We start from the raw sequence: 26062 nt of genomic DNA, 5'->3' as shown, positions 1-26062 counted from the left end.
CTACAAAACCAAAAAACCCCACCACCACACCACCACATACCCCCAGCCACCACGCATCCGACTCCTCACCCAAACCGCCTAACTTAGCGGTATTGCCCGCCGGCGAGGCATTCTTTTGATCTTTGGGCTGGCTTCCTTGCTGGTCGAGTCGGACACGGGGTCTCCCGGGCGCTGGCGCGCCCTGCTTGAGCGGCCCCACCCCCGCCCCGATCTTTGAGTGTTCACGGCCGCTCCACCGCGTCAAGAGCGCCTTCGGCGTCCCTTCGGGATGGGCTTCGCCCACTCTTGACCCGGCGGATCGGCCGTAAGTGCGGCTGGGGATCGGGGCGGGGGTGGGTGTGGGCGGTGTGGCCGCTCGCGTTCGCGTTGCTGGGTGGCGGTTGTGTGTGGGTGTTGTTGTGGTTACCGGTCCTCCGGCGCTAGGCGCCAGAAGGCTGACACTGGGCCGACCTTCGCCCCCATGGGGTACGAGTGGGCGACTGCGTTGCTGACGAACCACTTCCCGAACTTCGCCGCCTCTGGGACCGTCATGCCCCTCGCCAGGCCCGCCGTCAATGCCGACGCCATCGAATCGCCCGCGCCGTGGGTGTGGGGGGTGGCGAAGCGCGGGCCCGGTAGTTCCGTGAAGGTCTCGCCGTCGTAGAGGACGTCGACGCATTCCGGGTCGTGTGTGAGGTGGCCGCTCTTCACCAGTACGTACCTCGGGCCCATGCCGTGCAGGGTGACCGCGGCCTCGTGCATCTGCTCCCGGCCCGTCACCTCCAGGCCCGTCAACAACCGCACCTCGTCGAGGTTCGGGGTCAGGACCGTGGCCCTCGGCAGCAGCAGGTCCCGCAGCGCCGCCAAGCCCGCCTCGTCGAACAGGGGGTGGCCGTGCATGGACGCCGCCACCGGATCGACGACGAACGGGACCTCACGGTCCCGCCCGATGTTCGCCCTGTCGCACGCCTCGGCGACCGCCTCGATGATCGCGCCCGACGCGAGCATGCCCGTCTTCGCCGCGTTCACGCCCATGTCCGCCGCGACCGCCTCGATCTGGCCCGCCACGATGTGCGGCGGGACGTCCGACCGGTCGTGCACACCGAGGGTGTTCTGCACGGTGACCGCGGTGACCGCGACCAGCCCGTGCACCCCGCAGGTCAGAAACGTCCGCAGATCCGCCTGCAACCCCGCGGCCCCACCGGAATCCGAACCGGCGATCGTCAGTGCGCTAGGAACACCCATGCCCCCTAGTGTCGCAGCCGCCAGAACGGCGACACCGGGCCGACACCCGCACCCAGCGGATACGCGTCCGCGACCGAGCGCTCGATGAACCGTTTCCCCTCCGCGACCGCGTCCGGCACGCCGAGGTCCTGCGCCAGCGAAGCGGTGATCGCCGAGGCCAGGGTGTCCCCGCCGCCGTGGGTGTGCTTCGTGTCGTACCGCGGGCCGGGCAGTTCGATGTGCTGCACCCCGTCGGACAGCAGGTCCACGCACTCCGGATCGGTGTAGAGGTGCCCGCCCTTCACCAGCGCCCACTGCGGGCCCAGCGCCAGCAACGCGTCCGCGGCCCGGCGCTGGCTCTCCCGGTCGGTCACCTCGACGCCGGTGAGCAACCGCACCTCGTCCAGGTTCGGCGTGACCAGCGTCGCGCGGGGGAACAGCTGGGTGCGGATCGCCTCCAGCGCCTCGTCCCGCAACAGCGGGTCACCGGTCATCGAGGCGGCGACGGGGTCCACCACGAACGGCACGTCGAACGACCGTCCGATGTGGACCTCGTCGAGCGTCTCCGCCACCGCCTCGATGATCTGCGCGGTGGCGAGCATCCCGGTCTTGGCCGCGTCCACACCCATGTCCTCGGCGACGGCCCTGATCTGCGCGGTCACCACGTCCGGCGGGATCTCCGTGAAACCCTGCACGCCCAGCGAGTTCTGCACGGTGACGGCCGTGATCGCCGTCATCCCGTGCACCCCGCACGCGAAGAACGTCCGCAGGTCCGCCTGGATGCCCGCACCACCGCCGGAATCGCTCCCGGCGATGGTGAGCGCCGTCTTCGGAGTACCGCTCATCGCTCCACGACCGGCAGGTAGACCTGGTTGCCGCGCTCGCCGAACTCCCCGGCCTTCTCGCGCATCCCCGCCTCGATCGCCTCCACAGTGGACAGTCCGTGCTCCTCGGCGTACTTCCGCACGTCCTGCGTGATCCGCATCGAGCAGAACTTCGGGCCGCACATGGAGCAGAAGTGCGCCGTCTTCGCCGGTTCCGCGGGCAGGGTCTCGTCGTGGAAGGACCGTGCCGTGTCGGGGTCGAGCGCCAGGTTGAACTGGTCGTTCCAGCGGAACTCGAAGCGCGCCTTGGACAACTCGTCGTCCCACGCCTGCGCGTACGGGTGCCCCTTCGCGAGGTCGGCGGCGTGCGCGGCGATCTTGTACGTGATCACCCCGGTCTTGACGTCGTCCCGGTTGGGCAGGCCGAGGTGCTCCTTCGGCGTGACGTAGCACAGCATCGCCGTGCCGTACCAGCCGATCTGCGCCGCGCCGATCGCCGACGTGATGTGGTCGTAGCCGGGGGCGATGTCCGTCGCGAGTGGACCGAGCGTGTAGAACGGGGCCTCGCCGCAGAGCCGTTCCTCCAGCTCCACGTTCTCCTTGATCTTGTGCATCGGCACGTGGCCGGGGCCTTCGATCATCACCTGGACGTCGTGCTCGCGCGCGATGTGCGTCAGCTCGCCGAGCGTCTCCAGCTCCGCGAACTGCGCGCGGTCGTTGGCGTCCGCGATCGAACCGGGGCGCAGCCCGTCACCGAGCGAGAACGTGACGTCGTACGCGCGCAGGATCTCGCACAGCTCCTCGAAGTGCGTGTACAGGAACGACTCCTTGTGGTGCGCCAGGCACCACGCGGCCATGATCGACCCGCCGCGCGACACGATCCCCGTGACGCGGTTCGCCGTCAGCGGCACGTACCGCAGCAGCACGCCGGCGTGCACGGTCATGTAGTCCACGCCCTGCTCGCACTGCTCGAGCACGGTGTCCCGGTAGATCTCCCAGGACAGCTTTTCCGGCTCACCGTCGACCTTCTCCAGCGCCTGGTAGATCGGCACGGTCCCGACGGGCACGGGCGAGTTGCGCAGGATCCACTCGCGCGTCTCGTGAATGCGCTTCCCCGTGGACAGGTCCATGATCGTGTCGGCGCCCCAGCGGGTCGCCCACACCATCTTGTCGACCTCCTCCTCGACGGAGGACCACACGGCCGAGTTGCCCATGTTCGCGTTGACCTTCACCAGGAAGTTCTTCCCGATGATCATGGGTTCGCTCTCGGGGTGCCTGCGGTTGACGGGGATCACGGCACGGCCGCTCGCCACCTCGTCCCGCACGAACTCGGGGCTGACCCGCTCACGCGCCGCGACGAACTCCATCTCGCGCGTGATCACGCCAGCCTTCGCCCAGCCCAGCTGGGTGTTGTGCTCCTGCGCCCACCCGCTCCGCAGCGGCTGGAGTCCCTTGTGGACGTCGATCACCGCGTCGGGATCCGTGTACGGGCCCGAAGTGTCGTAGACGTCGAAAGAGTCCCCATTGGACAGATCGATCCGCCTCGCCGGTACCCGCAGCCCGGACTCCGTGGCGTGGTAGACCTTCCGCGAACCGGTGATCGGACCGGTGGTCACGGTCACAGGCGCGTTGTTCTCCAGCGTCGTCAAAGCAGACCCACTCCCTACGCCGGCATTACCCGGTCAGGTTCGGCGGTCGGTGGCACCGGGTCCCAACGGACACCAGCCACCCTCTCAGCCCGCCAAGGCGCGAGCTCCCGCGATTGCTGTTGTGCCTCCGACCTTGCCACGCCGGCGCTGGTACCTCAAGGGTGACCTCCGGAATAACCCGTTCAGCCGCGCCCGTTGCCCGGAGTATGAAGGCAATCGCACTGCAGCAGTACGGCTCCGCGGACGACCTCCGGCTGATCGACCTGCCCGACCCCAAGGTGGGTCCCGCCGAGGTGCTGATCAGGGTCAGAGCGGCCGGCGTCAACCCCGTCGACTGGAAGCTCGCGGCGGGCGGCCTCGACGCGCTGATGGAGGTGCGGTTCCCGCTCGTGCCCGGCTGGGACGTCGCCGGCGTGGTGGAGCGCGTCGGGCCCGACGCGCGTGAGTTCTCCGTCGGGGACGAGGTTTTCGGCTACATCCGCAAGGACTGGGCGCAGGCCGGGGCGTACGCCGAGCTGGCGACGGCGAACGTCCGCATGCTCGCGAAGAAGCCGCGCGGCCTCGGCTGGGCGGAGGCGGCGGGTGTGCCGCTGGCCGGGCAGACGGCGTTCCGGTCGCTGAAGCGGGCCGAAGTGGGCGCGGGCGACACGGTGCTGGTCCACGCCGCGGCCGGGGGCGTGGGCTCGTTCGGCGTGCAGATCGCCGTCGCGCTCGGTGCCCGCGTGATCGGCACGGCGAGTGAACGCAACCACGAGTACTTGCGCTCCTTGGGGGCAGAGCCGGTCACGTACGGCGAAGGCCTCGCCGACCGGGTGCGTGCCCTGGCACCCGGCGGAGTGGACGCGGCGGTGGACTTCGTCGGCGGCGACGCGGTCGACGTGTCCCTTGGCCTCGGCGTCAAGCCCGAACGGGTGGTGTCGATCGCCAACCCGGAGGCCGACGCGAAGGGCGGCCACTGGGTGTGGGTGCGGCCCGACGGCGTCGAGCTGGCCGACCTGGCGCGCCTCATCGAGGACGGCAAGGTGACCGTGCCTGTGGAGCGCACGTTCCCGCTCGCCGAAGCGGCGGAAGCGTGGCGGCTCAACCAGCAGGGCCGGACGCGGGGCAAGATCGTGCTGACCGTCTGATTCAGGCGCTCTCCACCGCCATCGCCAGCCCGAACGCCACGAAGGCGCCGCCGCACGAGCGTTCCAGTGCCCGGCGCACGCGCCGGCTCCGCAGCCAGCGCCCGACGCGCGTCAGCAGGAGCGCGAGTGACGTGTACCAGACGGTGTCGGTGAGGATCCAGACGGCGACCAGCGCCAGCAGGGGCAGCGGGCCGGCGTCGGCGGTGGACACGAACTGCGGCAGGAACGACAGCGCGAAGATCCCCGCCTTCGGGTTCGTCACGTTGACCAGCAGCCCGGACCGGAACCCGGACCCAGGCCGGACTTCCGGTTCCGGGCCGCCGCGCGACACCAGCAGCCGGATGCCCAGGTACACCAGGTAGAGCGCGCCCGCGATGCGCAGGCCGGTGTAGGCGAGCTCGGACGCGGCGAGCAGCGTGGTGATCCCGAACGCCGCGGCCACGCCCCACACCAGCACCCCGGCTTCGATACCGGCGATGGTGGCCAGCGAGTTCCGGCGGGAGCCCAGCGCGGACTGCTTGACCAGCATGAAGGTGGCCGGGCCCGGCACGAGCGCGATGAGGAACGCGGCGGGCACGAAGGCGACGAAATCGGGCACGCCGCGAGTCTGCTGCCGCGAGCCGTGCGCGGCAACGGAATTGCTAGCCCGCGAGCTCCGTCGGCGCCGCGACGACGTCCACCATCGCGCCGTTGCGCAACACCGTCACCGGCAGCCGCGTCCCGATGACCTCGGCGAACAGCTGCCGCTGGATGTCCTGCGCGTCGGAGACCCGCGCTCGCCCGACGGTGAGCACCAGGTCACCGGGCCGGAGCCCGGCCCGCGCCGCCGGGCCGCCCGCGACCACCTCGACCACCCGCAGGCCCGCCCGCTGACCGGTGTGCTCGGCGACTTCGTCGGGCAACGGGGCGGGCACGCCGACCAGGCCGAGGTACGCGCGCCGGACCTTGCCCTCGACGAGCAGCGTGTCGATGATGCGGCGGGTCGTCGCGTTGATGGGCACGGCCATGCCCAGCCCGATCCCGGCGACCGCCGTGTTCACACCGACCACGCGGCCGCTCGAATCGGCGAGCGCGCCGCCGGGGTTGCCCGGGTTCAGCGCGGCGTCGGTCTGGATCACGTTCTCGATCACCCGGCCCGCGCGCGCCGTGCGCACCGGCAGAGACCGGCCGAGCGCGCTGACCACACCCGCCGTCACCGAACCGGCCAGCCCGAGCGGGCTGCCGACCGCGACGACCAGCTGCCCGACGACGAGCTTGTCGGCGTCACCGAGCCGGACCGCGGGCGGGGCTTCGGACACCCGCACCACCGCGAGGTCGGACAACGGATCGGCGCCGACCACGCGGAAATCCTGCTCGGTGCCGTCGGAGAACGTCGCGACCCCGGCGCGGTCGCGGCCGACGACGTGCGCGTTGGTGATCAGGTACCCGTCGTCGGCGAAGACGACCGCCGAACCGCCGCCCCGCGCGAGCCGCAGGCTGGCGACGTGCGGCGTCACTTCGGCGGCGACGGTGCTCACCGTGCGCGAATAGGCGTCGAGGACGTCGGAATCCTCCATGGCGATCACCACCTCTGCTCACCCCAGTGTGCGCCCGCCCGCGCAGGTGGTGCGCCCCTTTCACCAGGAGCGAACTGACCACCGTTCGCCGAGGTACCAGCCGCCCAGCGCGATGCCCGCGCCGAGCACGAACGCCACGAGCCCGGCCGCGAACGGCGCCCCGCCGAACTCGGCGATCGCCGCCACGAAGACGAGCACCAGCCCGAGCGCGGTGATCACGCGGCCGCCCCACTGCGCGGCGTTCGTCCCCTGTGGCCGAGCCGGGGTGACCGCGGGCGCCAGTGCCGGGGCGAGTCGGGTGACAGGGGGTGGCGCCGGCGCCGCTTCCGGGGCAGGGGTGGCCAGTTGCCGTCGCGCCGTCGCGGCGTCCAGCACCGTGACGCCCTGCTCGGCGGCGCGCGCCAGCCTCGGTTCTGTGGGGGCGATGTCGGGGCAGACCACGAGGTGCGTGACGGACGCGGTGAGGTTCTTCGCCAGCTGGAAGCCGCGCGTGAGCACGGCGGCACGGAGTTCGTCCGCGTCGGCCCCGCGTCCCAGCACGAGCACCCGCGTCGGGCGGTCCGCGCGTTCGGTCGGCCGCACGTCCGCGACGACGCCGGGCACGCCGAGCGTCGTCGCGACCGCCTTCAGATCGGCGACCTCCTCGACCGTCAGGATCCCGTCGGCTTCGGCGACGGTCCGCATGCCGTGCACGAAACCGGTGTGGATCCTCCGCAGCTCGTCCTCGCCGAACCCCGTGGGCGGGGCGGACGTCAGCTGCCGGGCGGCGACCGCGTTGCCGAGCACCTCGAGGTAGGCCTCTTCGAGCGCGGGATCGGGGGAGTCCACGGGCACCGTCAGGGGCATGCGGTCCGGCAGCTCGGCCGTCCAGCCCTGGGCGGGCGCGGCGGGCTCGGCCCGGCGGGGCGCGAGCGGCCGGGACTTCACCAGCTGCGGCAGGGGGCCGAAGCGGGGCCAGGCGGTCAGGCGCAGTCCGTGCACGCCGACCAGCGCGGTCACGACGCGGGCGCCGGTGCGGGCGTCGTCGAGGGCGGTGTCGCGCCGGGTGTCGGTGATGCCGAGCGAGCGGGCGACGGTGCCGAGGCGGTAGTTCGGCAGGCGCACGGTGTTCTTGGCGGTGGTCAGCGTGTCGACGGCGGGCACGCGAATTCCGTAGCGGTCCAGCTCGGGGCCCAGAAATCGGGCGACGAATGCGAGGTTGTGCGCGACGAGCACGGCACCCTGCAGCAATTCGGTGAAATACCCGAGGACCTCGGGGAGCGTGGGTGCGGATTCCTGGTTCAGCAGTGTTGACAGTTCGCCAATTGTGCTGCCGTCCGCGCGCGTGCGCACCGCGGCGAGTTCGACGAGCTGTCCGGACCGCAATGCCGTTGTGCGGCAACCGATCGCGGTGAACTCTAGTCCGGTGGCGTCGTAGCCACCCGCGCGGGTCAGTTCCAGCACGTCGACGACTTCGGGCACGGCGCCTCTCCTGTTTCGCGGATCACTGCCGGAAGGTGCATCGGAATTCCCGGCGCGGCGTAACGGCTCGTTATGATTTCGCAACGGTTGTAACGCCGGAGTGGTCCGTGACGAGAAATGCGCAGTGCGCCATGTCGGCGCCACGATTTTCTCCGAGGACTGCACATGACTGCTACCGCGCCCGGCCGTGGCCGGCGTCCACCCCGTTGGCTGCTCGTGACTCTCGGCGTGCTGGGGGTGCTGTTCGTGATCGGGGCGATCTTCGGCCCGGACTCACCCCCGACGACACCGACCGCCGCGGCCCCGCCGCCTTCGACGACGGTCACGAGCACGACGACGTCGACGAGCGCGGCGCCGCCGGTCGAGGTCTACACGGTGGTGCGGGTGGTCGACGCGGGCACCGTCGAGGTGGCGGATGCCAGGGGGACGCGGCAGACGGTCCGGGTGCAGGGGGTGAAGGCGCCGGTCGCGGGCTGTTTCACGGCGGAGGCCACGGGCTGGGCGACGAACATGCTGGCTAACCAGCAGGTGACGTTGGCCGAGGTGAGCGAGGCGGGTGTGGCTGCGTCGCTGCGGCTGAACAACGCGACGGACTACGCCGATGCGGTGATCGGCGCCGGTTACGCGAGGGCGGCGGACGGTGCGGTCGCAGCGCTGCGCTCGGCGGAGGACAGGGCGCGGACGGCGGTGGCGGGCCTGTGGGGACCGCCCTGCAACGGCGACATCGACCACCCCGCGCCGGTCGTCGCCCCGGTCACGCCCGCACCGGCGCCTGCCCCGGCCCCCGCCCCTGCCCCTGCCCCGACGAAGGCGAAGGCGACGACGCCGCGGCAGGCGGTCCCGGAGCCGACGGAGGAGACGGAGTCGCACAGCGGCGGCGGCAGCCCGTACTACCCGAACTGCGCGGCCGCGAGGGCGGCCGGCGTGGCCCCCCTGTACCGCGGCGAGCCAGGCTACAGCTCCAAACTGGACCGCGACGGAGACGGCGTGGCCTGCGAGTAGCGACGAAGGGTTGCTTTGCGGCGGATGGCGCTGGCCGTCCGCCGCGGGGCGGTTCGGGGTTGGGGGTGGGTGTGGATGGCGATGTCGCTGGGCCGTTTCGGGGCGGGCGCGCCACTACGTCGCGCAGCTCGCCGCCGCCCACCCGCCGCGATGCACCCTGTCGCCCACGTACCCCGGCCGCGCCGCTTCGCCGAGCCGCGCCGCCGAGCTGCGCCGCTCCGCTCCGCCGCGCCGCTTCGCCGCGACCGCGACGGCTCGCTGCCCGGGCGCAGGCCGCCGCCTCGGGCCGCCCCGCCGCGCCATCCCCGCGCCGCCCCGTCGCGCCGCTTCGCCGCGACCGCGACGGCTCGCTGCCCGGGGGCAGGCCGCCTCCTCGGGGCGCTCCACCGCGCCATCCCCGCGCCGCCCCGTCGCGCCGCTTCGCCGCGACCGCGACGGCTCGCTGCCCGGGGGCAGGCCGCCTCCTCGGGCCGCCCCGCCGCGCCATCCCCGCGCCGCCCCGTCGCGCCGCTTCGCCGCGACCGCGACGCCTCGCTGCCCGGGCGCAGGCCGCCTCCTCGGGGCGCTCCACCGCGCCACATCCGCGCCGCCCCGTCGCGCCGCTTCGCCGCGACCGCGACGGCTCGCTGCCCGGGGGCAGGCCGCCTCCTCGGGCCGCCCCGCCGCGCCATCCCCGCGCCGCCCCGTCGCGCCGCCCCGTCGCGCCGCTTCGCCGCGACCGCGACGCCTCGCTGCCCGGGCGCAGGCCGCCTCCTCGGGGCGCTCCACCGCGCCACATCCGCGCCGCTATCCGCCGCATCCCGCCGTCGCGCGCAGCGGTGCGTCGCCGCATCCCGCCGTCGCACAGCGGCGTATCGCGCTCTCGCTGCACCGCTTAGCGGCATCCCGGCCCGCCGCTGCCGCGTACCGGGCCGCCGCCCGCAAGGCGCCGCGCCGTCACCCAGCCCCCCGCGCCGGCGCCCGGCCCGCCCAGGTGGCCGCCAAGCGCCCCAGCGCCGCCGTCGCCCGGCCCACCCAGGTGGCCGCCAAACGCCCCAGCGCCGCCGGCACTCGGCTCGCCGCACCGGCGCCTGGCCCGCCGTGCCGGCGCCCGGCCGCCGTGCCGTCACCCGCCCCGCCGCGCCGCCATCCGGCCCGCCAGGCGCCCCCGAGTCGCCGCCACTCGGCTCGCCGCACCGGCCCCGGGCACCGGCCCCCCGGCACCACCAGCCCCGACGCCTCGCCCTCCGGCTTTACGACTCCTTCGGCGGGAGCCAGGACAGGCCCGGCACCCCCCACTTGTTGCGCTTGAGCATGCGCTTGGCGTCACGGGCGTGGCGCCCGATCAGCCGGTCGAGGTAGATGTAGCCATCCAGGTGGTCGGTCTCGTGTTGCAGGCAGCGTGCGAAGTAGCCCGTGCCCTCTACCTCGATCGGGTTGCCTTCGACGTCGAAGCCGGTCACCTTGGCCCACTTGGCGCGGCCCGTCGGGTACGACTCGCCGGGCGCGGACAGGCAGCCCTCCCAGTCGTCGTCCGGGTCCGGCATCGTCTCCGGGATTTCGGACGTCTCCAGCTTCGGGTTCACGACGACGCCCTTGTGCCGCACGCCCTCGTCGTCGGGGCAGTCGTAGACGAACACCCGCAGGTCGATGCCGATCTGGTTGGCCGCGAGGCCCACACCCTCGGCGGCGTACATCGTCTCGAACATGTCCTCGGTGAGCGTGCGCAGTTCGTCGTCGAACTTCTCCACCTCGCGCGTGGGGTGGTGCAGCACGGGATCGCCGGCGATGCGGATGGGGTGAATCGTCACGAAGAGCGATCGTACCCATCCGTGGACCGTGACGCGCCGGGCCGTGATCCCGCGCCCGGGGGGTGTCCGCGTGGTTCAATGGCGCCGCGGAACGACAACCGTGTTCTTCGGCGATTTGAGGGAGTCAGATGGACGCCGCGGAGTCGATGGCCGACGGGCGGCCGTCCCCGCCCGATCCCCCTGCCGGCCTGTCCGAGCGCGAGGTCGCCATCCTGGCCTTCGAGCGCCTGTGGTGGCGCTACGCGGGGGCCAAGGAGGAGGCGATCCGCGAGAAGTTCGGCCTCTCGTCGACACGGTACTACCAGTTGCTCAACCAGCTGCTCGAAAAGCCGGAGGCCCTGCAGGCCGACCCGATGCTCGTGAAGCGCCTGCGCAAGGTGCGCACCACCCGGCAGCGCAAGCGGGTCGCCCGGCGGCTGGGGATCGAGGGACGATGAACTTCTTCCAGGGCCTGTCCCGGCCGATGCGTCTCGCCGGTGTGGCGTTGCTCGGCGTCGCGGCCATCGCGGCGATCATCGGCATCGTCACGGCCGTCACCGGCGACAACGGCAAGAACACCGCGGAACCGCCCCCCGCGACGCCGACCGCGACCGCGCCCGGCAGCGAGGTGCCGTCGAGCACCACGCCGCCGTCGTCGACCGCGGGCAGCACGCCGCCGCCCGCCACGGGCACCACCCCGCCGCCCGCGGGCACCGAAGCGCCCGGCACGGCGGGACCGGGTCAGCCGGGTGGCGCGCCCGCGAGCCAGCCGCAGAACCAGAACGGTGGCGTCCCCGCCGACCAGGCCTCGGCGAAGTGGGTGCCGGTGCGCGTCTACAACAACAGCACGATCCACGGCCTCGCCGCCCGCGCGGCCAACGACCTGCGGGCCGACGGCTGGAACGTCGTGCAGGTGGACAACTACCCGTACGGCATCATCCCGACCACCACGGCCTACTACACGCCGGGCACGGACGAGGAGACCGCCGCGAAGTCGCTGGCGAGCTGGTTCAACATGAAGGCCGAGCCGCGCTTCGAGGGCATCCAGAACGCGAGCCCGGGCGTGATCGTCATCGTGACCAATGACTACAAGGGTTTGCGGGCCAAGGGTTCCTGAGTCTGGTTAGTAGGGGAAAGCGCCTTTCCGCCACCGGGTGGGAAGCGCTTTCTGCTGTCGGCCGGGGGTTGTTTGGCGTAGCTGCTGTGGCGGGGCTGGCTTTGCGGCGACGCTGCGCAGTAAGCGGTTTCCGGCGGGGGCGAGTAAGCGCTTGCGGAGGAGTGGCAAGCCACGTATCCGGCAAGCGCTTCCCGCCGTCACTGCGGAAGCGCCCGTGCCACTGGCGGCAGCAAGCGCTTCCCGCGCTCGCCCTGGAAGCGCTCGTGCCGGTTGCGGCAGCAAGCGCTTCCCGCGCTCGCCCTGGAAGCGCTTTCTCAAGGCGCTGGCAGCGGCAAGCGCTTCCCCGCTCGGGTGCAGTAAGCGCCTCCGCGCCCAGCGGTCACCGCGCCTGCTGGCCCTCCGCGTAGGCCTCCAGCGCCGCGAGCTGGGCCGGGTCCAGTGAGGGGCGTACGACCTTCCTCGCGGACTCCAGGTGGGCGGCCGTCACCTCTGCGGCCTCCAGCGACTCCCGCATCGCCGTGAGAGCGGCTTCTCGGATGAGGGCGGCGCAGTCCGCCGCGGAATATCCGTCCAGAGTGGATGCGATCTGCTCCAGGTCCACATCGGACGCCAACGGGGTGTGCCGCGCCGTGGCGCGGAGGATGGCCGCCCTCGCTTCGGCGTCGGGCGGGGGCACGTAGACCCGGCGCTCCAGCCGTCCCGGCCGGAGCAACGCCGGGTCCACCAGCTCCGGCCGGTTCGTGGCTCCCAGGACCACCACGTCCCGCATGGGCTCGACACCGTCCAGCTCCGTGAGCAGCGCTGCGACCACCCGGTCCGTCACCCCCGAGTCGCTCGACTGCCCGCGCCTGGGCGCGATCGCGTCGACCTCGTCGAGGAAGATCAGGGATGGGGCGGCATCCGCGGCTCGCCGGAACAGCTCCCGCACCGCCCGCTCCGACTCGCCGACCCACTTGTCCAGCAGCTCGGCGCCCTTGACCGCGAACACGTTCAACGCGCCCGTACCCGCCAGCGCCCGCACCAGGAACGTCTTGCCACCACCCGGCGGCCCGTACAACAGCACCCCCCGCGGCGGCTCGATGCCGAGCCTCGCAAAGGAATCCGGGTACCGCAGCGGCCACAACACGGCCTCCGTCAGCGACTGCTTCACCTCGGCCATGTCGCCCACGTCGTCGAGGCTGAGGCCGCCGGTCGCCAGATTGTCCGAAGTGGACAGCGAGATCGGGCGGACGGTGGCGAGCGCGTCGAGCAGGTCCTGCTGCGCGATGCGTGGCTGCTCGGCCTCACGCTGCCTGAGCGCGGCCCGCAACGCCGCGTCCCGGCGCAGTGCGATCAGGTCGGCCGCCACGAAACCCGGCGTCTTCTCCGCCAGCGCACCACAGTCCACACCGGACTCCACGGGCACGTCCCGCAGCAGCAGGCGCAACAGCTCGGTGCGAGTCCTGGCGTCGGGCAGTGAGATCGACAGCTCGCGGTCCAGCAGCTCCGGGCCGCGCAGGCGCGGGTCGCACGACTCGGGGTGCGCGGTCGTCGCGACCACGGCGAACCCGGGCTTCGCGAGCGCGTTCCGCAGCTCGTCGAGCACGATCGTCGCCACCGGCGGGCGGTCGGCGGCGGGCAGCAACGCGTCCACGTCGGTGAGCAGCAGCACCGTGGGCTCGCCCGGCGCCGCCCGCGCGATGGTCTCGCGCAGCGCCGCGGCGGCGGAGTTCGGTTCGAGCACCGCGATGTTCGGCGCGGCGAGGCACAGCACCCGCACGTCTTCGGCAGCGGCCACCGACCGCACCAGCGTCGCCTTGCCGACCCCTTCGGGCCCGGACAGCAGCACGCCCAGCTGGGCCGTCGTGCCCAGCCTCGCCAGCAGCTCCGGCCGCCGGAAGGCGAGATCGAACCACTCGGCGAGCGTGCGGGCCTGCGCCTGCGCGCCCACGAGATCCGTCACCGGCACCGCGGGCACGTCCTCCTCGACCGGCGCCACAGCAACTGCGACCGGAGCGGGAGATTCCACTGTGGACGGAGGTGTCGGGGTCCCGTTGCGCCAGCTGACGACGGTGGACGGGCCGACCGCCACCACGCCGGCCGGTTCGGTGGCGGTGACGGTGAGCAGCTCGCTGGTCCACGTGGCGCCGATCGCCCTGGACAGCTGCCCGCGCACCGAGGCGACGTCCGCGCCGGGCGGCGGCGCGAGGTCCTGCGGCAGCAGCGACACCGCGTCACCGACCGTGAACACCTTGCCGATCAACGCGAGCCGCAGCGTGCTCGGCGATACCGACCCGCTCGCCAGCCGCGAACCGGCGACCGTCACGCTCCGGGCCGCGGACACCTCCGCGGGCGCGACCACCACCTCGGAACCCTCTGTGACACCGAGGTTGGAGGCTGTCACATCGTCGGCGAGCACGACACCGGGCGGGTTGTCACCGTCGGCGGGGGCCGCCAGGGCAGCCGTGCGGCGTGCGCCCGTGAGGTGCACCGCGTCCCAGGCCCGCAGGCCGAGCGCGTCGAGCACCTCCGGGTGCAGCCGGACGACGCCGCGCCGGGTGTCGAGCGCGGACGGCGTGTGCCGCAGGGTCAGCGTGATCTGGGGGCTGCTCACGCGTTCACCTTAGAGCGAGGACTAGCGGTTGCCCCGTTGCCGGAGGCCGATGCGCCGCCAGCTGCGGCGGCGGTTGCGGTCTTCGCTGTCCGGGGGGAACGTGCGCACGCGCACGACGTGCTCCGGCTGCGTGCGTGGCTGCCGGCCCCCGAGCCTGCCCGCACCCGCGAGCTTCGGCCGCCGCAGGCGGAGGCGGCGGGTGCTGCGGGCTCGCCGGATCGCGCGGCGTTCGGCCAAGGGGGCGTGCCACGCTTCCGGGTGGTTGGCGAGCCAGTGGTAGCGACGCACCGCGTACGGGATGTGCGCGAGGTACACCAGCAGTGCGACGGTGAGCGCCACCAGCGGGTACTGGATGATCGCCGCGGCGAGCAGGCCCACGCCCACGAGCAGCGGCGCGACCGCCTTCGCCGGCGCCTTCACGGTCTTCAGCGACAACGTCGGGATGCGGCTGATCAGCAGCAACGCGATCCCCACCGTCCACACCCACACCACGGGTTCGGACGACCACCAGCCGTCGCCGTACTCCAGGGTCACGATCAGCGGCAGCAACGCCAGCAGACCGCCTGCCGGAGCGGGCACGCCGACGAAGAACTCCTTCGCGTAAGGCGGTTTCTCCACGTCGAGCAGGGTGTTGAAGCGGGCGAGGCGCAGCACGATGCACACCGCGAACACGAGTGAGGTCACCCAGCCGATGCCCTCGGTGTCGGTGTGCCAGATGTAGAGGACGAGCGCGGGGGCGACACCGAACGAGATGGCGTCGGACAGCGAGTCCAGCTCGGCGCCCATCTTCGACGTCGCGTCGAGCAGCCGGGCGATCCGGCCGTCGAGGCTGTCGAGCACCGCGGCGACGCCGATCGCGCCGATCGCCAGCACGTAGTTGTGGTGCAGCGCGAACTGCACGGCCGACAGGCCGGCACACAGCGCGAGCACCGTGATCGCGTTCGGCAGCAGCCGGACGCCCGGGGTCACCACGCGGACCATCCCTCAGTCCTTCCCCTGGGGAAGCTCGGCGAGCGGGGTTTCGCCGCCGATCGTGCGCTGGCCCTTGCTGACCAGCACCCGGCTGCCCTCGGGCAGGTACAGGTCGACGCGCGAGCCGAAGCGGATCAAGCCATAGGTTTCGCCGGCCGCGAGTTTGTCGCCTTCGGCGGTCTGGCACAAGATGCGGCGCGCGACGAGTCCCGCGATCTGGACCACGACCAGTTCGTGCCCGTCCACGGTGCGCAGCAGCAGCGAGTTGCGCTCGTTGTCGTCGCTGGCCTTGTCCAGGTCGGCGGACAGGAACTTGCCCGGCCGGTACGCGACGCGCTCGACTACGCCGCTCGCGGGCGCCCGCTGGACGTGCACGTCGAACACCGACAGGAACACGCTCACCCGCATCCGCGGCTGCGCCGGCAGCCCCAGCTCCGGCGGGGGCGTGGCCTCCTCGATGAGCGAGACGATGCCGTCGGCGGCGGCCAGCGCGAGACCGTCGCGGGCGGGCGGCACGCGCCGGGGCTCGCGGAAGAACGCCGCCGTGGCCAGCGTCGCCAGCCCGCCGAGGACGCCGAGCGGCTTGGCGACGCGGCGCAACAGCAGGGTGGCGGCGATCCCGCCGGCGACGAACGGGCGTCCGGCGGGGTGCATCGGGGGCAGGGTCTCGCGGGCCAGCTGCAAGGCGTGGGCGACGGGGTTGCCGGCCTGTTCCGGCGTCTTGGGGCTCATCACGTTCCCGGGGTAGGTGCAAAGGTCACCGGTTGGTATCGACCGAACCGGGTCCGGCGTGGCGATTCGCCGGTCTGGGTATCCACGCTACCGCCAGTCCGGGGCGGGCCTGGCTGTGAGGGGGAGCGCACTGGGGGCGTGCCTGCTAACACGGAGTCAGATCGGCCGATGCAGACCGTAGTAACAGCAGAGAGGAACCGTCATGCCAGCGCCCGACTTTTCGCCCGAAGGGCGACTTGGCGAGCTGCTCGAATCCTGGCGGCGGGACATCCTGAGCGTGCCGATCCCCCCTCTGGTGGACCTGGCGACGGCGGTCGCGCTCGTCACGGGGACCGGTAAGGCCCCCGATGAGGTCACGAGCGGCGGGTGAGGGTCAGCACCAGCCGCAGCAGGCCCAGCAGCACGACGGCGCCGAGCACGGCGACGCCGAAGCTGGGGAAGTCGAACTCGAACGTCTTCTCGTGGCCCGTCACCAGCCGGTAGAGCAGCCCGCCGAGCGCCGCGCCGACCACGCCGACGAGCACGCTGACCAGGCAGCCCTGCCGCCGCCGGTCACGCCCGCCGATGACGAGGTTGGCGGCCCAGCCGGCCAGCGCCCCGAAGACGATCCACGAGAAGAACCCCATGAGAGGAATCTAGTCGCGCGGAGCGCGTCCGTTGAGGGTGGCGGCGGGGAAGTGGCCGGCCCCTAGAGGAGGAAGACGTCCACCTCGGTGCCCTCGGGGAAGTGGCCGGCCACTAGAGGAGGAAGACGTCCACCTCGGTGCCCTCGGGGAAGTGGCCGGCCACTAGAGGAGGAGCACGTCCACCTCGGTGCCCTCGGGCGCCTCGGTCACGTCCTCCGGCAGCACGATGAGGCAGTTGGCCTGGGTGAACGCCGCGAGCAGGTGCGAGCCGGGGCCGCCACGCGGGCCGACCTCGCCGGTCACCTCGCCCTCGTGCTGCCAGTAGTAGCCGCGGCGGAACTGCCGCCGCCCGGCCGGTGACTTCAGCCCCTCCGTCAGCCGCGCGCGCACGCGGTGCCGGTCGACCTTCTCGTGCCCCAGCGCGGTGAGCAGCGCCGGGCGCAGGAACACCTCGAACGACACCAGCACGCTCACCGGGTTCCCCGGCAGGGTGACGACGGGGACGCCGTGCCACCGGCCGTTGCCCTGCGGCCCGCCCGGCTGCATCGCGACCTTCTGGAACCGCACGCCCGCGCCGTCCAGCGCGTCCTTGACCACCTCGTACGCGCCCGCGCTCACCCCGCCGGAGGTGACGACGAGGTCGAACTCCCCGATGCGCGGCTCGACGTTGTCGCGGAACAGGGCGACGTCGTCGATGCTCATCGCGACCTCGGCCTCGCAACCGAGCCCGCGGATCGCGGCGGCGAGCATCGTGCTGTTCGACTCGTAGATCTGGCCGTGCTTCAACGGCTCGGGCGGCAGCACGAGCTCGGTTCCGGTCGACACGACGAGGACCTTCAACGGCCGCCGCACGGTGAGCCGGTCGAGGCCCACGGCCGACGCGAGCCCCAGCTGCGCCGGGCCGAGCACCGTGCCCGCGGGCAGCGCCACCGAACCCTTCGCCACGTCCTCGCCGACGCGCCGCAGGTGGTTGCCCGGCGGCACGGCCTCGAAGACGCGGACGCGTTCGGTGCCGCCGTCGGTGCGCTCGACCATGACAACGCTGTCGGCGCCGGGCGGCAGCGGGGCGCCGGTCATGATCCGGTGGGCCGTGCCCGGTGGCAGTTCGGGCACCTCGACGCGGCCCGCCGGGATGTCCTCGCCCACGGGCAGCTCCACCGGGTGCTCCGCGCTCGCCCCGGCGACGTCGGCCGCGCGGACGGCGTACCCGTCCATCGCCGAATTGTCGAACGGGGGCAGCGAAACCCCGGCGAGCACGTCCTCGGCCAGCACCAACCCGGCGCACTCGGCGAGCGGCAGGCTCACGGTGGGCGCGGTGCCCAGCAGCGAGACGATCTCGGCACGGTATTCGTCGACGGAAACCACGGAGACCATCCTGCCCCGCCGGTCCAGCGTGCGACACTCACCCCGTTTCGATCACCTTCGGGGGAGGTCCGGTGCAGGTCCACACGCGGCACACGCCCACCTTCGGCGTGGCGCGGATCAGTCTGGCGCCGGGGGAGGCGGTCCAGGCGGTGCCCGACACGCTGCTCGCCAGCAGCTTCGGCGTCGCCGAGGTGCAGCCCTCGCGCGGCGGACTGCGCGCGCACGGCAAGGGCGGGCCGTCGGTGTTCACCGCGCCGAAGGAGGGCGGCTGGCTCGACCTCGCCCCGGACGGGCCCGGCGACGTCTACCCGCTGGAACTGGACGGGCGCACCGGGTGGAACGTCAGCAGGCAGGCGTTCCTCGCGCGCCCGGCCACCGTCCGCGTCGACCACGGCTGGCAGGCGCTGCAGGCGCTCTTCGGCAGTGACAGCGGTTTCCTGGAGCACTACAGCGGAACCGGGCCGTTGGTGCTGGCCTGCGCCGGTCCGGTGGACGCGCTGAAGATCGAGCCGGGCGAGCTCATCACGGTGCGCCCGCCCTACCTGCTCGCCTACCCCGACACCGTGCAGTGCAGGCTGCGCGCGATCGACCCGGCGGGGCCGCAGTCGATCCGGACCGGCGAGGGGCTGGCGCTCGACTTCGCCGGACCCGGGACCGTTTTGGTGCAAGCTCGTAAATCTCGGTGAATTGCCCATTGCCCACGGGCGTTATTCCGGTAGCGTGATCGCCATCTTGGGACACCGGATCGGCACGGTATCCCAGTGTTCTTTGGTGGCAAGGAGGACGCCGTGGCAGTCGGCACGGTCAAGTGGTTCAATTCCGAAAAAGGCTACGGGTTCATCGCCTCGCCCGACGGCCCTGACGTATTCGTGCACTATTCGGCAATCCAGTCCGACGGATTCCGCACTCTCGACGAAGGGGACCGGGTCGAGTTCGAGATCCAGGCCGGCCGCGACGGCCGCAGTCAGGCGGCGGACGTTCGCAAGCTCTCCTGAGAGCTGACGCTAGGCTGCCTGTGTGACAGGCGAAGTGTCGGGGGACCTCACCGGTCGCCGGCTGGGCAACTACCGCATCGACGGGGTGCTCGGCAAAGGCGGCATGAGTGTCATGTACAAGGCCACCGACGTCCGGCTCGGGCGCAAGGTCGCCTTGAAGGTGATCGGTGAGCACCTCGGCGCCGACGCGGAGTTCCGCGAGCGTTTCGTCGACGAAGCCCGCAACACCTCGGCCATCGACCACGCCAACGTCGTTCCCCTGTACGACTTCGGCGAGATCGACGGCATGCACTACATCGCCATGCGCCTCGTGGACGGGGCGGATCTGGCGAGTCTCCTCTCGGCGGGCCCGATCGCGCCCGAACGCGCCCTGCGCCTGCTGGACCAGGTCGCGGACGCGCTCGACAGCCTGCACTCGCGCGGCCTCGTGCACCTCGACGTCAAGCCCGCCAACGTGCTCGTCACCAGCAGGGAGTCGGCGCGTGAGCACGTCTACGTCGCCGACTTCGGGCTGACCCGCCGTGGTGCGACCGGGCACCGCACGCGGGGCGGTGACTTCCTGGGCTCGCCGACGTACGCGGCGCCGGAGCACCTGCGTGGCGAGCCGCTCGACGGCCGGACGGACCAGTACGCGCTCGCCTGTGTGCTGTACGCGTGCCTCACCGGCGGCCCGCCGTTCACGGGCGACGTGCCGACGGTGATCAAGGGGCACCTGGCGGGTGAGCCGCCGTCGGTGTCGCGTGCGGTGCAGCTGCCCGCCGCGGTCGACGACGTGGTCCGCCGGGGCATGGCGAAGAACCCCGCGGACCGCTATGAAAGCTGTCGCGCGCTGATCGCGGCGGCGCGCCAGGCGCTCGGTCCGGTGCTGGGCAACGACGCGCAGGCGACCGTGGCGGCCAGGGTGCCGCAGGCCGATGAGCCGTGGGCTTCTGAGCCGACCGTCGAGGCCCGGCCGCAGCAGCCGGGCGGCGCCTGGGCGGGCCCGCCCGGTGCCGGGAACGCCTGGGCCGCGCAGCCGACGGTCGAGGCCCGCCCGCCGCAGCCCGGTCCGTACTCGTCGGGGCCGCACCAGTGGGGCGATCCGCAGTCCTCGGGGCCCCGGCAGTGGGAGCGCCCCGCCGAACCGCAGTCCGGGGGCTGGCACCCCTCCGGGTATTCACAGCAACCCGGCTGGGGGCAGCAGCCGCCGCAGCAGTACGGGCAGGCGTTCCCGCCGCCCGGCTACGGCCACTCGTCCGGGTACTCGACGCCACCCTTCGGTGCGCCCCAGTACGGCTACCCGCAGCGGCAGCAGCCCGCCAAGAAGAAGAGCCTCCTGTGGCTGTGGCTGCTGCTCGGCGCGCTCGTCGTCGCCGGCGGCGTCGTCGCGGCCGTGGTGCTGACGGGCGGCGGCGGGAGCGGGGCGCCGGAGACCACCGCGCCCGACATCCCCGTCGGGCCGACGGGCGGGGCGTCGCAGCCCCCGTCGTCGGGTGGCAGGCCGCCCGCGACGATCTCCATCCGTCCCTCGGCCTGACCAGCACTTCTTGCACTCTCGGGGTGAGAGTGCTAAACACGACCTTGGCACTCGGCACCGTCGAGTGCCAGACAAGAGGTCGGGACGGTGAGGCCGGACCCGGGAGCTTCCGGGGCTGGTCGTCCGTCGCGGGCACCGAGCCTGGCCGAAGGACGTGTCCTGCTGCTGGCAGCAAACCAGGACTGGCCACGCAGCGCCCAATACCGGAGGACAACACCGCAATGGCCAAACTGATCGCGTTCGACGAGGACGCCCGCCGTGGTCTCGAGCGCGGCCTCAACACCCTCGCCGAAGCCGTCAAGGTGACGCTGGGCCCCCGTGGCCGCAACGTCGTGCTCGAGAAGAAGTGGGGCGCGCCGACCATCACCAACGATGGCGTCTCCATCGCGAAGGAGATCGAGCTCGAGGACCCGTGGGAGAAGATCGGGGCCGAGCTCGTCAAGGAAGTCGCCAAGAAGACCGACGACGTCGCGGGTGACGGCACCACCACCGCCACCGTGCTCGCCCAGGCGCTCGTGCGCGAGGGCCTGCGCAACGTGGCCGCCGGTGCCGACCCCATCAGCCTGAAGCGTGGCATCGAGACCGCCGTCGAGGCCGTCGTCGAGCAGCTGCACAAGGCCGCCAAGGAGGTCGAGACCAAGGAGCAGATCGCTGCCACCGCCTCGATCTCGGCCGCGGACCGCACCATCGGTGAGCTGATCGCCGAGGCGCTGGACAAGGTCGGCAAGGAAGGCGTCGTCACCGTCGAGGAGTCGAACACCTTCGGCCTCGAGCTGGAGCTCACCGAGGGTATGCGCTTCGACAAGGGCTACATCTCGGGCTACTTCGTCACCGACGCCGAGCGTCAGGAAGCCGTGCTGGAGGACCCGTACATCCTCCTGTTCGGCTCGAAGATCTCCAACGTCAAGGACCTGCTCCCGGTGCTGGAGAAGGTCATGCAGTCGGGCAAGCCGCTGCTGATCATCGCCGAGGACGTCGAGGGCGAGGCGCTGGCCACCCTGGTCGTCAACAAGATCCGCGGCACCTTCAAGTCCGTCGCCGTCAAGGCTCCGGGCTTCGGTGACCGCCGCAAGGCCATCCTGCAGGACATCGCGATCCTGACCGGTGGCCAGGTGATCAGCGAGGACGTGGGCCTCAAGCTCGAGAACGCCGACCTGAACCTGCTGGGCCGCGCCCGCAAGGCGGTCATCACCAAGGACGAGACGACCATCGTCGAGGGTGCCGGCGACGCGGAACAGATCCAGGGCCGGGTCAACCAGATCCGCACCGAGATCGAGAACTCGGACTCGGACTACGACCGCGAGAAGCTGCAGGAGCGGCTCGCGAAGCTGGCCGGCGGCGTGGCCGTCATCAAGGCCGGTGCCGCGACCGAGGTCGAGCTGAAGGAGCGCAAGCACCGCATCGAGGACGCGGTGCGCAACGCCAAGGCCGCCGTCGAGGAGGGCATCGTCGCCGGTGGTGGCGTGGCTCTGCTGCAGGCGTCCAAGGCCGCGTTCGAGGGCCTGCGCCTGTCGGGTGACGAGGCGACCGGTGCCAACATCGTCAAGGTGGCGGTCGAGGCTCCGCTCAAGCAGATCGCCGTCAACGCCGGCCTCGAGGGCGGCGTCGTGGCCGAGAAGGTCAAGGGTCTGCCCGAGGGTCACGGCCTCAACGCCGCGACCGGCGAGTACGAGGACCTGGTCGCCGCCGGCGTCATCGACCCGGCCAAGGTGACCCGCTCGGCGCTGCAGAACGCCGCTTCGATCGCGGCGCTGTTCCTGACCACCGAGGCCGTCGTCGCCGACAAGCCGGAGAAGGCCGCGGCCGCTCCGGCGGGCGACCCGTCCGGTGGCATGGGCGGCATGGACTTCTGATCAGTCCGGTCGGTCGAAAAGAAGCGCCCCTCTGCTCGCGCGGAGGGGCGCTTCGCCTTTCTTTTCTCCCTGGTGTCTTCTGGGGGTGCGACCCCCAGACCCCGCCCGGGGGCACGCCCCCGGACCCCCAGCCGTGGTCAGGGATCGGCCCGTTCCACACAGCTCGAGCTCGGAGGGGGCTTCGGCACTTCGGTGCCGGAGCCCCCTTCGGCGTTTCCGGGTCACTCGGCGGTGTCTTCGGGCGTCAGGAGCCAGCACGCGGCGTAGATGATCGCCGCCGTGCCGGCGCTGAAGACGGTCGCGGCGACCGCGGCGATCCGGACGACCGACACGTCGACGCCGAGGTAGTCGGCCCAGCCGGCGCAGACGCCGGAGAGCATGCGGTCGGTCGTGCTGCGACGGAGTTTCCTGGTGGTGTGCACGCTGTTCGTCATGACCCCATGGTGGGCGCCGCGGCCCGCGGGAACATCGGGGAACGGCCCTGAGCCGACCCCGGTTTCCACCCCTGACCTGGAGTTGCTCCACGTGGGCATCGGGCGGCCTCGGCGATAGAGTCGGGACCATGCCGGGATCTTTGCTGGGGACCGAGGTGCGCCGGGTCGAGGACCCGGAACTGCTGCGCGGCCAGGGCACGTACGTGGGCAACCTGCGCATCGAGGGCGCGCTGTACGTGGCGTTCGTGCGCTCGCCGTTCGCGCACGCGCTCGTCACCGCGATCGACACCACCGAGGCCGCGAAAGCGCCGGGGGTCGTCGCCGTCTACACGTCCGAGGACCTGGGGCTGCCCGCCCTGCCGCCGTTCATCGAGCTGAACCCGAAGTGCGCGCGGTACCCGCTGGCGAGCGACCGCGTGCGGTTCGTGGGCGAGCCGGTGGCGGTCGTGGTGGCCGAGACGCAGACCGCCGCGGTGGACGCGCTGGAGCTGGTCGACGTCGACTACGAGCCGTTGCCCGCCGCGGTCGACCTCGAGGAAGCGCTGGACCCCGACGCGCCGACGCAGTTCCCCGAGCTGGGCAGCAACATCGCCGCCGGTAACCGGGACGCGGACGACGACGTGCTCGCGGGCGCGGACGTCGTGGTGCGGGCGCGCATCGAGAACCAGCGCCTCGCCGTCGCGCCGATGGAGGGCAACGCGATCGCGGCCCTGCCCGGTGACGACGAGTTCGACCTGACCGTCTACGTCTCCACCCAGATGCCGCACGGGTTCCGCAGCGCGGTGGAGAAGGTCTTCGGCCTGTCCGCCGAGCGGATCCGGGTCATCGCGCCGCACGTGGGTGGCGGCTTCGGCGGCAAGGCGGGGATGACGGCCGAGTACGCCGTGGTCATCGAGGTGTGCCGCCGGCTCGGCAGGCCCGCGCGCTGGACCGAGACCCGCTCGGAGAACCTGCAGTCGATGCCGCACGGCCGCGCGCAGGTGCAGTACGGCGAGCTGGGGCTGCGGTCGGACGGCAAGATCGTCGGCCTGCGCTGCCGCGTGATCGGGGACGCCGGCGCGTACGCGGGCTTCGGTGGCGCGCTCGCGCTCGGGCCGACGCGGACGATGGCGCAGGGCGTCTACGACATCCCGAAGATCAGCTACGCGGGGATCGCCGCGCTGACGAACACCACGCCGGTGGGTGCGTTTCGCGGTGCGGGGCGGCCCGAGGCGGCGGCGATGCTGGAGCGGCTGATGGACCTCGCCGCGGCCGAGCTGGACCTGGATCCGGCGGAGCTCCGGCGGCGCAACTTCCTCAAGCCCGAGCAGTTCCCGTACACCACGCTGACCGGCGCGAGCTACGACAGCGGTGACTACGACCTGCCGCTGCGGGAGGCGTTGCGGCTGGCGGGGTACGAGGACCTGCGGGCCGAGCAGGCGCGGCGGATCGAGGCCGGGGAGACGGTGCTGCTGGGCATCGGCATGTCGGCGTACGTGGAGATCACCGGTGGTGGCGCGGGTGAGTTCGCCTCGGTCGAGATCGACACCGACGGCGGGGCGACGATCAAGGTCGGCACGTCGGGCCACGGGCAGGGGCACCCCACGGCGTTCTCGATGATCGTCGCGGACGCGCTGGGTCTGCCGCTGGAGCGGGTGCGGTTCGTCCAGTCGGACACAGCGACCGTGCCGCGTGGTGGCGGCACGGGTGGTTCGCGATCGTTGCAGCTGGGCGGCAGCGCGGTGCGGCAGGCGTCGGACCTGGTGCTGCGCCGGGCCAAGGAACTCGCGGCGACGCAACTCGAAGCGGCGGTCGAGGACATCGAGCTCACGGACGACGGCGCGCTGGGCGTGCGGGGCGTCCCCACGGCGACGATGACGTGGGCGGAGGTCGCCACGGCCGCCCAGAACGAAGGCCGCCCACTCGCCGAGGAGACCGACTTCAAACCGGACGGCGCGACGTTCCCGTTCGGCGCCCATGTGTCCGTTGTGGAGGTCGACACCGAAACCGGGTACGTGAAACCGTTGCGGCACATCGCCGTTGACGACTGCGGGCGCGTGCTGAACCCGCTGCTGGTGCGCGGGCAGCAGCACGGCGGGGCGGTGCAGGGCATCTCGCAGGCGCTGTGGGAGCAGGTGTCGTTCGACGAGGACGGCAACCCGGTGACAGCGTCCTTCGCGGAATACCTGGTCCCGTCGGCCGCCGACGTGCCCGACCTGGAGGCGGCCAACACGGAGACGCTGACCCCGAGGAACCTCATGGGCGCCAAGGGAATCGGCGAATCCGCCACGGTCGGCTCGACCCCGGCGGTGCAGAACGCGGTGATCGACGCCGTCCGGCACCTGGGTGTCCGGCACATCGACATCCCGGCCACACCCCAGCGAGTCTGGCGCGCCATCCGCGACGCGAAGGCAGGCACCCCGAGCGATCCGTGGCGTGAGCCCCCGGCCGCGTTCGAGACCCTGCCGGTCAGGGAGAGCGCCAAGTCCGAGGACGCCGACGAGGCGGTGGCGTAGAACGCCACCCACCCACCCACCCGAGAGTTGGGTGATCATCCCGTCGCCTGATACCGGGCGATCACTTTGAGGAGCAGCCGCAACCTTTTTCGAGACTCGCGCTTGCTATGCCAGGCTTGCGGCTGGTCCTCAAAGTGATATGCACAAACCGCAGGCGACGGGATGATCACCCAACTCGACCACCTCGCCAAGGTGAGATCCCTTTGGGGCCCCGATCATCCTGGAGCCTGCCCGCCGGCCAATACCGCTAAGTTAGTACGTTTTACCTGGTCAGGGCGTTACCGGAGGCTCTGTTCAGTCGTTCCCGCCGGTTAGGCGGTTCTCCACTTAAGACAGTCGCCGTTGCGGTTGAGGGGAATCTTCAATTGAGGCAACTGTTCTGTCGGGGTGTGACCGCTCTGTGGGCGACGCCTCCAAACGCCTCTGAGCTGCGGAAACTCGCCTAAACTTAGCGGTATTGCCCGCCGGCGAGGCATTCTTTTGATCTTTTGTTTTTCCCTGCCGCACCCAACAGCCCGGGCACCGGGGTTCACCGGGCGCTGCGCGCCCTGCTCGAGCGGCCCCTCCCCCGCCCCATCCCCTTGAGTGTTTAACGGTTGGCTCACCGCGTCAAGGGCGCCTGACGGCGTCGCTTCGCGATGGGCTTCGCCCACCCTTGACCCGGTGAGCCAACCGCTAAGTGAACAGTTCAGAATGGGCTGGCGTGTCGGCTTTGCTTGCGGTGCAGGATGTTCCAGGATCACGGCGTGCGCGAGGAAGTCCTGACCGATGAG

The 26062-nt window shown here is 71.9% G+C and carries 23 protein-coding genes; 10 read left to right on the top strand and 13 right to left on the bottom strand.

Features of this window, described 5'->3' with window-relative positions; genetic code table 11:
* Positions 1 to 402: 402 nt before the first annotated feature.
* Genes thiD (BMZ92_RS35580) through thiC form a run of 3 tightly spaced genes read right to left on the bottom strand, consistent with a single transcriptional unit; the run spans position 403 to position 3676 of the window.
* Entirely contained in the window at positions 403 to 1224 is an 822-nt protein-coding gene (gene thiD / locus BMZ92_RS35580; protein ID WP_091517006.1) for a bifunctional hydroxymethylpyrimidine kinase/phosphomethylpyrimidine kinase, read from the bottom strand.
* A 5-nt stretch (positions 1225 to 1229) separates the two neighbouring features.
* Complete coding sequence (gene thiD / locus BMZ92_RS35575) at positions 1230 to 2048, bottom strand: bifunctional hydroxymethylpyrimidine kinase/phosphomethylpyrimidine kinase (RefSeq protein ID WP_091517004.1); 819 nt, start codon at positions 2046 to 2048, stop codon at positions 1230 to 1232.
* On the bottom strand, positions 2045 to 3676 hold the full coding sequence (thiC, locus tag BMZ92_RS35570; RefSeq protein WP_281245256.1) for a phosphomethylpyrimidine synthase ThiC: 1632 nt from the start codon (positions 3674 to 3676) through the stop codon (positions 2045 to 2047). Before thiC ends, thiD (BMZ92_RS35575) begins: the two co-directional genes overlap by 4 nt.
* Before the next feature lie 206 nt (positions 3677 to 3882).
* Between thiC and BMZ92_RS35565 the strand changes: the two genes are divergently transcribed.
* Positions 3883 to 4803 (top strand): NADP-dependent oxidoreductase, encoded by a 921-nt coding sequence (locus BMZ92_RS35565; protein WP_091517002.1) that lies wholly within the window; start codon positions 3883 to 3885, stop codon positions 4801 to 4803.
* Position 4804: 1 nt separating this feature from the next.
* Here the strand turns inward: BMZ92_RS35565 and BMZ92_RS35560 are convergent, their stop codons facing one another.
* Genes BMZ92_RS35560 through BMZ92_RS35550 form a run of 3 tightly spaced genes read right to left on the bottom strand, consistent with a single transcriptional unit; the run spans position 4805 to position 7820 of the window.
* A complete protein-coding gene (locus BMZ92_RS35560) occupies positions 4805 to 5401 on the bottom strand; it encodes a LysE family translocator (protein ID WP_091516999.1) in 597 nt (198 codons plus the stop codon).
* Between the two features lie 43 nt (positions 5402 to 5444).
* Positions 5445 to 6359, bottom strand: a complete 915-nt coding sequence (locus BMZ92_RS35555) for a S1C family serine protease (RefSeq protein ID WP_091517010.1) — start codon at positions 6357 to 6359, stop codon at positions 5445 to 5447.
* 60 nt (positions 6360 to 6419) lie between these two features.
* Entirely contained in the window at positions 6420 to 7820 is a 1401-nt protein-coding gene (locus tag BMZ92_RS35550) for a 3'-5' exonuclease (protein ID WP_091516996.1), read from the bottom strand.
* Between the two features lie 165 nt (positions 7821 to 7985).
* Between BMZ92_RS35550 and BMZ92_RS35545 the strand changes: the two genes are divergently transcribed.
* Entirely contained in the window at positions 7986 to 8822 is an 837-nt protein-coding gene (locus BMZ92_RS35545; RefSeq protein WP_091516995.1) for an excalibur calcium-binding domain-containing protein, read from the top strand.
* 1232 nt (positions 8823 to 10054) lie between these two features.
* Here the strand turns inward: BMZ92_RS35545 and BMZ92_RS35540 are convergent.
* A complete protein-coding gene (locus BMZ92_RS35540; protein ID WP_091516992.1) occupies positions 10055 to 10612 on the bottom strand; it encodes a peptide deformylase in 558 nt (185 codons plus the stop codon).
* A gap of 128 nt (positions 10613 to 10740) precedes the next feature.
* Between BMZ92_RS35540 and BMZ92_RS35535 the strand changes: the two genes are divergently transcribed.
* Both BMZ92_RS35535 and BMZ92_RS35530 read left to right on the top strand, forming a co-directional pair.
* Positions 10741 to 11049: a DUF3263 domain-containing protein gene (locus BMZ92_RS35535; RefSeq protein ID WP_091516989.1), complete on the top strand. Its 309-nt coding sequence runs from the start codon at positions 10741 to 10743 to the stop codon at positions 11047 to 11049.
* The gene (locus tag BMZ92_RS35530) at positions 11046 to 11708 is read left to right on the top strand and encodes a LytR C-terminal domain-containing protein (protein WP_091516988.1); all 663 of its coding nucleotides are present in this window, start codon (positions 11046 to 11048) and stop codon (positions 11706 to 11708) included. Before BMZ92_RS35535 ends, BMZ92_RS35530 begins: the two co-directional genes overlap by 4 nt.
* A gap of 379 nt (positions 11709 to 12087) precedes the next feature.
* Here BMZ92_RS35530 and BMZ92_RS35525 read toward each other — a convergent pair whose 3' ends face one another.
* The 3 genes from BMZ92_RS35525 to BMZ92_RS35515 are packed head-to-tail and all read right to left on the bottom strand — an operon-like array spanning position 12088 to position 16005.
* Positions 12088 to 14301 carry an AAA family ATPase gene (locus BMZ92_RS35525; protein ID WP_091516985.1) on the bottom strand — a complete coding sequence of 738 codons (2214 nt, stop codon included), beginning with the start codon at positions 14299 to 14301 and terminating at the stop codon, positions 12088 to 12090.
* A gap of 21 nt (positions 14302 to 14322) precedes the next feature.
* On the bottom strand, positions 14323 to 15282 hold the full coding sequence (gene pssA, locus BMZ92_RS35520; protein WP_091516982.1) for a CDP-diacylglycerol--serine O-phosphatidyltransferase: 960 nt from the start codon (positions 15280 to 15282) through the stop codon (positions 14323 to 14325).
* 3 nt (positions 15283 to 15285) lie between these two features.
* Positions 15286 to 16005 (bottom strand): phosphatidylserine decarboxylase, encoded by a 720-nt coding sequence (locus BMZ92_RS35515; protein WP_091516979.1) that lies wholly within the window; start codon positions 16003 to 16005, stop codon positions 15286 to 15288.
* A gap of 202 nt (positions 16006 to 16207) precedes the next feature.
* On the opposite strand from BMZ92_RS35515, the gene BMZ92_RS37715 reads away from it, so the two are divergent.
* Entirely contained in the window at positions 16208 to 16375 is a 168-nt protein-coding gene (locus BMZ92_RS37715) for a hypothetical protein (protein WP_177229018.1), read from the top strand.
* Here the strand turns inward: BMZ92_RS37715 and BMZ92_RS35510 are convergent.
* Both BMZ92_RS35510 and moeA read right to left on the bottom strand, forming a co-directional pair.
* Complete coding sequence (locus tag BMZ92_RS35510; protein WP_091516977.1) at positions 16359 to 16631, bottom strand: GlsB/YeaQ/YmgE family stress response membrane protein; 273 nt, start codon at positions 16629 to 16631, stop codon at positions 16359 to 16361. The genes BMZ92_RS37715 and BMZ92_RS35510 overlap by 17 nt on opposite strands.
* Positions 16632 to 16793: 162 nt before the next feature.
* The gene (moeA, locus tag BMZ92_RS35505; RefSeq protein WP_177229017.1) at positions 16794 to 17996 is read right to left on the bottom strand and encodes a molybdopterin molybdotransferase MoeA; all 1203 of its coding nucleotides are present in this window, start codon (positions 17994 to 17996) and stop codon (positions 16794 to 16796) included.
* Between the two features lie 71 nt (positions 17997 to 18067).
* Here moeA and BMZ92_RS35500 point away from each other — a divergent pair, with 71 nt between their 5' ends.
* The 4 genes from BMZ92_RS35500 to groL all read left to right on the top strand — a co-directional run bounded on the left by BMZ92_RS35500 (position 18068) and on the right by groL (position 22360).
* A complete protein-coding gene (locus BMZ92_RS35500) occupies positions 18068 to 18682 on the top strand; it encodes an AIM24 family protein (RefSeq protein ID WP_091516972.1) in 615 nt (204 codons plus the stop codon).
* Positions 18683 to 18784: 102 nt separating this feature from the next.
* Positions 18785 to 18991, top strand: a complete 207-nt coding sequence (locus BMZ92_RS35495) for a cold-shock protein (protein ID WP_091517009.1) — start codon at positions 18785 to 18787, stop codon at positions 18989 to 18991.
* 22 nt (positions 18992 to 19013) lie between these two features.
* Positions 19014 to 20507: a serine/threonine-protein kinase gene (locus BMZ92_RS35490; RefSeq protein ID WP_091516970.1), complete on the top strand. Its 1494-nt coding sequence runs from the start codon at positions 19014 to 19016 to the stop codon at positions 20505 to 20507.
* A 221-nt stretch (positions 20508 to 20728) separates the two neighbouring features.
* A complete protein-coding gene (gene groL, locus BMZ92_RS35485; RefSeq protein WP_091516967.1) occupies positions 20729 to 22360 on the top strand; it encodes a chaperonin GroEL in 1632 nt (543 codons plus the stop codon).
* Positions 22361 to 22581: 221 nt separating this feature from the next.
* On the opposite strand, the gene BMZ92_RS35480 is transcribed toward groL, so the two are convergent.
* Entirely contained in the window at positions 22582 to 22794 is a 213-nt protein-coding gene (locus BMZ92_RS35480) for a PspC domain-containing protein (RefSeq protein ID WP_091516965.1), read from the bottom strand.
* A gap of 128 nt (positions 22795 to 22922) precedes the next feature.
* Between BMZ92_RS35480 and BMZ92_RS35475 the strand changes: the two genes are divergently transcribed.
* Positions 22923 to 25289, top strand: a complete 2367-nt coding sequence (locus BMZ92_RS35475) for a xanthine dehydrogenase family protein molybdopterin-binding subunit (protein ID WP_091516963.1) — start codon at positions 22923 to 22925, stop codon at positions 25287 to 25289.
* Positions 25290 to 26062: the final 773 nt, after the last annotated feature.

Source organism: Amycolatopsis sacchari (assembly GCF_900114035.1).
In the GTDB taxonomy this organism is placed as follows: domain Bacteria; phylum Actinomycetota; class Actinomycetes; order Mycobacteriales; family Pseudonocardiaceae; genus Amycolatopsis_E; species Amycolatopsis_E sacchari.
The sequence above is the reverse complement of the archived record's forward strand: the minus strand, read 5'-3'. Positions and strand labels throughout refer to the sequence as shown.